The following is a 7,971-nucleotide window of genomic DNA, read 5'->3' as shown; positions in this document are numbered from 1 at the left end:
CGCGCCGTGCCCACCCCCGCGGGGGGCCGGCCCGCATACGGTGGTGGGGGCCCCCCCCCACTGGGTGGTGTGGGGAATGGGGGTTTCCCCCCACCCTGCCCACCCACGACCCCTTATGGCCGGCGGTCCCAGTGAAGCGGATCAGTCCCGCCGCTCGGGTTCGTACAGGCTGAAGGGGGTTCCCTGGTCGTCCTGGCAGTGGGCGATCCGGCCCACACCCGGGATCGCCTGCACATCGTCACCCTGGCCACCGAGTTCGTGCAGCCGTTTGCGCGAGGCGTCGATGTCGTCGGTGGCGAAGTAGACCCTCGGGTGGGTGAAGGCGTCGCCTGCGGCCGTGATCGCACCGGCCGGACCTCCCTCGATGACGTGGTAGTCGTCGCCGAACGCGCTGGTCGTCCAGCCGAAGAGTTCGCCGTAGAAGGCCCGCGCTTTGGTGGTGTCGGCGGCGGGGATTTCGACCCAGTTGATCTGTCCGGCCATGATCGGTCCTTTCGGTGTCCTTGGTGACACTTCGAGGACGAACGCGGTGGGCCGGTCTCGACACCGTCTGGCGCTTCAGATCCCGGCCGCGCGGTTCCCGGCGTCGAAGCCGCGCAGGGCCGCTCCGACGGCGGCCGCCACCGTCACCTCGAAGATCTCGTCTTCGCTGTATCCGGCGCCCTTGAGTTCGGCCATGTCGGCGTCGGTGATCCGGTGGGACGCGTCGCGGACTTTCGCGGCATACGAGTGCAGGGGCTCGGGGAGTTCTTCACCGGTCAGAGCGGCCGCGCGGATGTTCTCGTCCGTCGTGGCGGGGCTTTCCAGCACGGCGTGGCGCAGGTTCCGTGCTGCGTCGCCGTGGTCGGTTCTGTCGCCTTCGCGGAGGAGGAAGCCGGGGAAGCGGTAGCCGAACCGGTGCAGGGACCTGGTTCCGGTCTCCAGCTGGCCGTCACGCAGGACGAAGCCGAAGGCGTTGGCGAGCCGGTTGACGATGTTCCAGACCAGGTTCACGCGGAGCGCTTCGGCGACCGCGTGCCGGGGCAGTTCGGCCACGGTGGCGGCGTCGATGGCTCCGGGATCGCGGCTGACGGACTCCAAGAACGTGCGGACGGCCGCGAGCTCGGGCCGCGCCGACCCGGCGTCGTCCGGGTCGATCTCGCCGGTCCCGGCGAGACGGGTGAGCTCGGCGTGGGTGACGGCGCAGAACGGGCACTCGTGCAGCCGAGCGGTGGTCATGGCGAGGTATTCACGTTCTCCCGCGGTCCAGTAGGACGGTCCGCGCATCGCGTCCGCCGTGAGTTCCAGGAGGGGCTGGGCGAAGAAGCCGGGGCGGTACAAGAGCATCTTCACGATGTCGGGACTGTCCACTCCGGACTGTTTGGACGTGAGGCCCAGGAAGAGCTTCGCGCGACGACGATGGCCGTGGTCGAGAATGGACAGTCTCATCGGGACTCCGCGGTGTCGAGTGCGGTCAGCCGGCCGGTGAGGTAGCGCCGGTCGGCGGGTTTGACGGCGAGTTCGTATGCGCGCCGGTACGCGGCCGCGGCGTCGGCGGTCCGCCCGAGCCGCCGCAGGAGGTCGGCGCGCGCGGCGTGCAGGAGGTGGTACCGGTCGAGGCCTTCGATGTCGTCGATGAGCGCGAGGCCGTCCGCCGGGGTGGTGGCCATGGCGACCGCGACCGCGTGGTTCAGGGCGATGACAGGGGAGGGGCTCATCTCCAGCAGCCGCTCGTAGAGGCCGGCGATACCTGCCCAGTCCGTCTCGCCGGCTGTCGGCGCCTGAGCATGCATGACGGCGATGGCGGCCTGCAGCTGATACGGGCCCGGCCGCCCGTGGCGCAAGGCCCGGTCGAGCAGCCCGACGGCTTCGGCGATCTCGGCGCGGTCCCACCGCGACCGGTCCTGGTCCGCGAGCAGGACGACGTCCCCGTTCGGCCCGTAGCGTGCCGCGGCGCGTGAATCCTGCACCAAGAGCAAGGCGGCCAGGCCGAGCGCTTCCGGCTCGTCGGGCATGAGAGCGGCGACGAGCTTGGCGAGCCGGATCCCCTCCCTTTGAAGTTCCCGGAACTCCGGCTGGTCCCCGTCGGCGGTGTAACCCTGCGTGAAGATCACGTAGACCACCGCGAGGACTCCGGAGAGACGCTCCGGCAGGAGATGGTCGGCTGGAACGTCGAGGCTGATCCCGGCGTCGCGGATCTTGCGTTTCGCCCGCACCAGCCGCTGCGCCAAGGTCGCGTCACCGATCAGGAACGTGCGCGCGATCTGTCCCGCGGTCATCCCGGCCACGGCCTGCAAGGTCAACGCGACCCGCGCTTCCTCGGCCAGCGCGGGATGGCAACAGGTGAAGAGGAGACTGAGCCGCTCGTCCCCGACGCCGAGCAGGCTGTCCTCGCCGATGTCCATGTGCGTCACCTCCGGCGGAAGCCCCAGCTCGGCGAGCTTTTCCTGACCGCGGCGCGCCCGGCGCAGCCTGTCGATCGCGCTGTTGCGCGCCGCGGTCAGCAGCCAGGCCACCGGGTCGTCCGGCGGAGCCTCGCCCCATTTGCGCAGGGCGAGCGCGCACGCGTCCTGCAGGGCGTCCTCGGCGAGTTCGAAATCGCCGAGCACCCGGACCAGCGCGGCGAGCATGCGGGACCGATGCTCGCGATACGTCTCCGACAGGACCGGCGACGACGTCATGCGCCGGTCGCCGCCCGGTGATCGAGATCCGGTACCCCGGCGATCGGGCGTACCTCGATCGTTCCGTCTTCGGCCATCGGGCACAGCGCCGCCAGCTCCAGCGCCATATCGAGACTGGGGCAGTCGAGCACGTAGGTGCCGCCGAGATGCTCGTGGGTCTCGAGGAACGGCCCGTCGGTGATGAGCGTCTTGCCTTCGCGGACGCTGACCGTGGTCGCGGTGTGCTCGCCCTGCAGCGGATGCCCGGACACGAAGGCGCCGCGGCGGCGGCACTCGTCGGCGAACGCGTTCACTCTGGCCAGCGCTTCGGGGAAACGCGGGTCCTGCGGTTCCGGGCGGTCGCAGTTGTAGACCAGCAGCATGTACAGCACGTGTCCTCCACTCACCGGTTTCGATCCGTCGAAGAGGATGACGAACAGCACGACGGTAACTCGACAGCTCGCCCTGTACCTGTCGAGTTTCGCCCCCGCGTTCTCAGACTTTGCGTCCGACTCCGGCGTAGACGTCGTCCGGCTCGACGTCGCGGAGGCCTGGTTCCGCATGCCACAGCGGCGCGCTCACCACACGGCGACCATGAGCAGCCCGACCGGCCGATCGGTCGAAGTCCAGCAACCCGTGTGCCGCAACGGAGTTCAGCACCTTGCCCGGCCGGCAGAGGTCCGCCTCGACGACAGCACAGCGAAGGAACGTCCGGTTGGGGCTGCCGCCGAGCAGTCAGTCGTAGACCCGGGCCCCTGACACCCCACACCTCACAACGCTGGTACCCCATTGCCTCCAGCACGGTACCGACTCCGATGCCCGTGGCAAGCTCCTCGGTCAGGGCTACCCGGGAGCGAGGTGAGGGACGGCGGGCAGGCGTCCCGCCAAGGAGTCGATGCGCCTGTTGATCACGCTGAGCTGAGTTTCGGCCCGGCCGAGAACATCGGCTTGGGCGACCAGGTAACTATTGAAGATCTCCTCCCAACTGGGGCCTTTGACCGGGGCCGCTCCTTCTTTCGCGGATTCGGAGAGGAAGGTGATCAGCGCCGTGCCCCACACCATGGGCACTGTTCCTCCGGTCGCCGCGGTGCCCAGGGCTCCGGCGATGGTGCTCAGCGCGATCGAGAAATCGGGGGAGCCTTGTGCGTAGTACTTGTCGTGAACCGCGTCGACGAGCCTGCCCATCACTTCGTTCAGGTCTTCTCGTGCCTTGACGATGATCCCCGCGTAGGCGGTCATCAGTTTCGCGAGTTCCTCGGCCAGCGGACAGAAGTCCTCCATGTAGTCGATCACGCTGCCCAAGAACGTCTCGGCTTGGACGAGCCCGAAACGCTCGGGGTCGGCGACCTGGTTCTTGATGCTCTGGTAGCCGTGCGCCAAGGCGTTGACGTGATTGTTCCCGTCCCAGCGGGCGTCCTCGAGTGCCTTGTGCACCTGCGCGGCCACGGCCTCGTCGTCGTCGGGAGCGAGTTCCTGGCCGGACAAGGCGAAAGCCGGGTCGAAGAACTGCTCGAGAAACCGGCCCTGGATGACCGATTCGTACGGGTAGGTCATCCCCCCGCCGTTCTTCGAGGGGGTGTCCGATTCGTGCGCGCCGGTGGGGGTGAGGCAGCGGCCGGGGCTGCCGTCGTGGAAGGGCTCGAGCAGCCATCTGACCCAGGCGACGATCTCTCCTTCGTGTCCGAACTTGCGGTCGAGGCCCTGAACGACTGGGTGCCCGGGTTCGGGTGACCGGCCAGGCGGCGCCATCAGGCACCGCCCAGTTCGCGTCCGATGGCGCCCAGGGTCTCGGTGGCCCGCACCTCGTTCCTCGCGTACAGGGCACTCGCCTGGCTCACCGCGTCGCCGAACGCGACGACCTGGTTGTACAAGTCGGCTTGGCGGCGATGCAGCTCGCGGTGGAGGTCGAAGAACTTCTTGAGCGTCGTCCGGCAGGAATCGGTGAAATCCTCGCCGCCTTGCAGAAGCGGCTTGCCCAGAAGCGTTTTCCAGTCGGCCGTCGAAGTCCGGCCGAGCTCCCCGGTGACCCTTTCCATGTCCGTGATCGCCGGTTGGACGACCTCCGTCACGTAGCGATCCACGGTCTGTGGATCCACCTGATAACCGCCGGTGCTCATCCCGAACCCCTCTCGTATCGTGGTGACCCGAACTCGTGCCCGCAGTCCGTGAACCGGGTGCGGGCGGGAAGGAAGTCATGTCGACGACCGAACCGGTCAAACGCGCGGACGCACGCCGGAATGTCGAGGCGATCCTGGACGCCGCGACGGCCTCGCTGGCCGTCGATCCCGGCGTCAGCATCGACAAGATCGCGAAAGCGGCCGGCGTCGGCCGCGTGACTCTGTACGGCCACTTCGCGTCGAGGGCCGTTCTGGTCGCGGAAGTGGCCGCTCGCGCCATCGCGCGGACCGACGAGGCTCTCGACGGCCTCGATCTCGACGGCGAGCCGCGAGAAGCCATGGCCCGCCTCGTCGAGGCCACCTGGGAGCTGACCCGGCGATTCGGGGCGATCGTCATGGCCGCGAGCGAAATCCTGACCCCGGCCGAGATGCACCGCATGCACGCCGGCCTCGCCGAGCGGGTCCGCGAGCTCGTCGAACGAGGGCAGGAGTCCGGGACGTTCCGGAAGGACATCCCGGCGACGTGGCATCTCATGACCTTCCAAGCGGTGCTGCACGGAGCGTCCGCGGCCGTGCATCGCGGTGAGGTGACCGCCGGCGAGGCGCCGAGGCTGGTACGAGAGACCGTCCTCGCCACGCTCGCCGTGCGCTGAGATCGCCTTCACGGGTGCACCGCCCCTCCAAGTCCTATCTTGAACATGCGTGTTCGAGATAGGAACGTACAAGATGGTCGATGGCCTGTCAGCCGGATCGAAAGAAAGCTGACGCGCGAGCGATTCGTCAGCCCGAGGCACCTATCGTGTGGCGCGGTCACGCTGGGTCGGCCATTTGGCCGATGCGGCCCGGCCGATGAGCCGATCCAGGCGGTGATCACCACCCCATAGCGTGACGACTGTCAGTAATTCGTCGTCTACGGGGAGATCACGATAATGCTTCGCAAAACAGGGGTACTGGCGGCCGGGCTGGCCGCGGTGGGTGCGGCGCTGATCCCGGGGGTCGCGACGGCGGCCGACGGGCCGACGCCGTACGTCATCGGCGGGCACGACGCCACGGAGGACTACTCGTTCATGGTGTCGCTGCAGCGGGGCGGGAACCACTTCTGTGGCGGCTCGCTGATCAGCGAGAACTGGGTGGTGACCGCGGCGCACTGTGTGAAGGGGGCGCAGCCGGGGGAGATCAGGACCAGGATCGGAGCACGGCAGCACAACAGCGGGGGCACCGAGACGGGCGTCAGCCGGATCATCGTGCATCCGGACTTCGTCGGGCAGAACCCGCCGGGCGGGGACATCGCGTTGGTGCGGTTGGACAAACCGGTGACCGAGCGGCCGATCAAGATCGCCGAGGCGGCGGGCGACGCGGGAACGGCGACCAGGATCCTCGGCTGGGGCGAGCACTGCGCCGAGCAGAACTGCGGGGCGCCGGAGATCCTTCAGGAGTTGGACACCAAGGTGAGGCCGTCGGAGGATTGCCGGAATCTGGCGACGGGCAAGGAGATCTGCACCGGTTCCGACACGCCGGACGCGATGGGCTGCTACGGCGACTCGGGCGGGCCGCAGATCAAGGGCAGGCCGGGTGAGTGGGAACTGGTCGGCGCCACCAGCCGCGATGGCGACGCGGACCCGAAGTGCGCCAGCGGCCTGGGCATCTGGACCGATGTGACGGTGTACCAGGACTGGATCACCGAGCAGACGGCGTGACGTCGAGAAGCTTCTGAGTCCAAAGTAGACGACAGGCGAGGACGGTGACACGACCGTCCTCGCCCGTTCGTCACGGATCAATACCGGACCGTCAGCGGGGCGCGAGTTCCTCCAAAGAGGACAGTGGCGCCTTGTGCAGGTTCGAGATGATGTTCCTCGGCTTGTCCGCGGCCTTGCTGTAGTAGTGCGCGCCGGACTCGAACGCCAGGTAGACGTTGCTGCCGTAGACCGTCAGCCCCTCGGACATGCTCGGCGCGCGGAAGCAGTGCTTCTTGGCCGTGTCCAGGTCCTTGTCGCCGGCGCCGCGCCGGACCACGTAGATGTTGCTGCGGTTGTTCCTGCCGTGCGAAGTGCTGTAGATGAACAGGTCCTTGGTGACGACGAGACCTTGCGTCTTCGTCGGCACCTCCCACGAGCCCGCCCGGTAGCCCAGCTTGCCGTCGGAGCCGACGGTGTACGAGTGCATCAACCCGCGCTTGGCATCCTCGAACTTGCCGGCCCACAGCGTGTTGCTCGGGCCGTGGCTGGTGAGGAAAGAGGAGGCGTACACGATCTGCGCCTTCCCCTCCTGCTCGATGGGCAGCGACTTCTTGATCGCGTTCTTCAGCTTCGCCAGCGAGTACTTGCGGATCGTGTCGCCCTTGCCGGACACGAACGCCCAGCCCTGCTTCTCGAACACCGCGATCCCGCCGACGTGCGAGTACGCGAGCAGCGCCTGGCCGACCTGTTTGCCGGTCTTGGCGTCGATGCCGATGATGATCGCGCTGCGGTGCCCCGACTCGTACGAGGTGACCAGGATCAGGTCGTTCGACCCGTCCCAGTTCGACCAGGTCGCCGTGCCCTGGGGGATGTTGGTCTCCAGCGCGGGGATGGGGTGACTCTTGCTGAACCGGTTGTCGTAGGCGTAGGAGGCGGATTCCCCACGGTAGAAGGGGCCGTCCTTGCCGCTGGACTTCGTGTCGCACGTGATGGCCGCGGCCTCGGCGGAGGCGGTGCCCACCATGGTGAGGCTGAGCAGCAGCGTGCTCGCCGCGGCAGTGATCGTCGCTTTCTTGAGTAGGGTCTTCATGCGTTCCTTGGTAGTCGTTGTACGTCCCGTTCTCAACTGGGACTCGCGGGGGAGCGTGCGTGGTTCCGGCCGGGTTGTCGGCCGGTCAGCCGAGTGTCCACAAAGGACGCTGCCGGGCGACTGAATGTCCGTTTGATGCCGTCTGACCAGTTCTGCGCGGGGGGTCGTGAGTGGCAAAGAGGGTTCTAACCCTAATTGCCACTCACGACCTCAGCTAGAATCGTACTTATAGATATAAACCGGACACAACGCAGCTGGAAAGCGTCCCTTGTGGACATTCAGCGGCGCTTGGGCGTCAGCGAAGAGGGCCCTGGTGGGCCGACGGTGGGATGAAGGCTCCCTTCGTCGCGTCTAACCTGGATCCACCGGTGGGTTTTGTTGGTGATCTTGGTGGGGTTTGTTGATCTTGTTGGTGGGCGTGGGCGTGCTGGGGTGTGCTGGCTGGTCCA

At 67.6% G+C, this 7,971-nt stretch carries 9 protein-coding genes; 2 read left to right on the top strand and 7 right to left on the bottom strand.

Features of this window, described 5'->3' with window-relative positions:
- Positions 1 to 141 precede the first annotated feature (141 nt).
- From ACIRGA_RS22105 to ACIRGA_RS22080, 6 genes are all read right to left on the bottom strand, one after another.
- Positions 142 to 483, bottom strand: a complete 342-nt coding sequence (locus ACIRGA_RS22105) for a VOC family protein (protein ID WP_400943834.1) — start codon at positions 481 to 483, stop codon at positions 142 to 144.
- 75 nt (positions 484 to 558) lie between these two features.
- On the bottom strand, positions 559 to 1,428 hold the full coding sequence (locus ACIRGA_RS22100) for a carboxymuconolactone decarboxylase family protein (RefSeq protein WP_400943831.1): 870 nt from the start codon (positions 1,426 to 1,428) through the stop codon (positions 559 to 561).
- Positions 1,425 to 2,660, bottom strand: coding sequence for an RNA polymerase sigma factor (locus ACIRGA_RS22095; RefSeq protein WP_400943828.1), 1,236 nt, complete (start codon positions 2,658 to 2,660; stop codon positions 1,425 to 1,427). The genes ACIRGA_RS22100 and ACIRGA_RS22095 overlap by 4 nt, the downstream gene beginning before the upstream one ends.
- Entirely contained in the window at positions 2,657 to 3,031 is a 375-nt protein-coding gene (locus tag ACIRGA_RS22090) for a YciI family protein (RefSeq protein WP_400944019.1), read from the bottom strand. Before ACIRGA_RS22090 ends, ACIRGA_RS22095 begins: the two co-directional genes overlap by 4 nt.
- Before the next feature lie 451 nt (positions 3,032 to 3,482).
- On the bottom strand, positions 3,483 to 4,388 hold the full coding sequence (locus ACIRGA_RS22085) for a hypothetical protein (RefSeq protein ID WP_400943825.1): 906 nt from the start codon (positions 4,386 to 4,388) through the stop codon (positions 3,483 to 3,485).
- Entirely contained in the window at positions 4,388 to 4,756 is a 369-nt protein-coding gene (locus ACIRGA_RS22080; protein WP_400943822.1) for a hypothetical protein, read from the bottom strand. The genes ACIRGA_RS22085 and ACIRGA_RS22080 overlap by 1 nt, the downstream gene beginning before the upstream one ends.
- A gap of 77 nt (positions 4,757 to 4,833) precedes the next feature.
- Between ACIRGA_RS22080 and ACIRGA_RS22075 the strand changes: the two genes are divergently transcribed.
- Together ACIRGA_RS22075 and ACIRGA_RS22070 are read left to right on the top strand one after the other, a co-directional pair.
- Positions 4,834 to 5,409, top strand: coding sequence for a TetR/AcrR family transcriptional regulator (locus ACIRGA_RS22075; protein WP_400943819.1), 576 nt, complete (start codon positions 4,834 to 4,836; stop codon positions 5,407 to 5,409).
- A 276-nt stretch (positions 5,410 to 5,685) separates the two neighbouring features.
- On the top strand, positions 5,686 to 6,453 hold the full coding sequence (locus tag ACIRGA_RS22070; protein ID WP_400943815.1) for a S1 family peptidase: 768 nt from the start codon (positions 5,686 to 5,688) through the stop codon (positions 6,451 to 6,453).
- Between the two features lie 91 nt (positions 6,454 to 6,544).
- Here ACIRGA_RS22070 and ACIRGA_RS22065 read toward each other — a convergent pair whose 3' ends face one another.
- Positions 6,545 to 7,522: a hypothetical protein gene (locus tag ACIRGA_RS22065; protein ID WP_400943812.1), complete on the bottom strand. Its 978-nt coding sequence runs from the start codon at positions 7,520 to 7,522 to the stop codon at positions 6,545 to 6,547.
- Between the last annotated feature and the right edge of the window lie 449 nt (positions 7,523 to 7,971).

This window comes from Amycolatopsis sp. NPDC102389 (assembly GCF_044765885.1).
GTDB lineage: Bacteria > Actinomycetota > Actinomycetes > Mycobacteriales > Pseudonocardiaceae > Amycolatopsis.
The sequence above is the reverse complement of the archived record's forward strand: the minus strand, read 5'-3'. Positions and strand labels throughout refer to the sequence as shown.

Bases quoted from the DNA above. Each gene is read 5' to 3' on its own strand.
- ACIRGA_RS22080 (WP_400943822.1), bottom strand. From the start codon at position 4,756: ATGAGCACCGGCGGTTATCAGGTGGATCCACAGACCGTGGATCGCTAC.
- ACIRGA_RS22100 (WP_400943831.1), bottom strand. From the start codon at position 1,428: ATGAGACTGTCCATTCTCGACCACGGCCATCGTCGTCGCGCGAAGCTC.
- ACIRGA_RS22065 (WP_400943812.1), bottom strand. From the start codon at position 7,522: ATGAAGACCCTACTCAAGAAAGCGACGATCACTGCCGCGGCGAGCACG.
- ACIRGA_RS22085 (WP_400943825.1), bottom strand. From the start codon at position 4,388: ATGGCGCCGCCTGGCCGGTCACCCGAACCCGGGCACCCAGTCGTTCAG.
- ACIRGA_RS22075 (WP_400943819.1), top strand. From the start codon at position 4,834: ATGTCGACGACCGAACCGGTCAAACGCGCGGACGCACGCCGGAATGTC.
- ACIRGA_RS22070 (WP_400943815.1), top strand. From the start codon at position 5,686: ATGCTTCGCAAAACAGGGGTACTGGCGGCCGGGCTGGCCGCGGTGGGT.
- ACIRGA_RS22105 (WP_400943834.1), bottom strand. From the start codon at position 483: ATGGCCGGACAGATCAACTGGGTCGAAATCCCCGCCGCCGACACCACC.
- ACIRGA_RS22095 (WP_400943828.1), bottom strand. From the start codon at position 2,660: ATGACGTCGTCGCCGGTCCTGTCGGAGACGTATCGCGAGCATCGGTCC.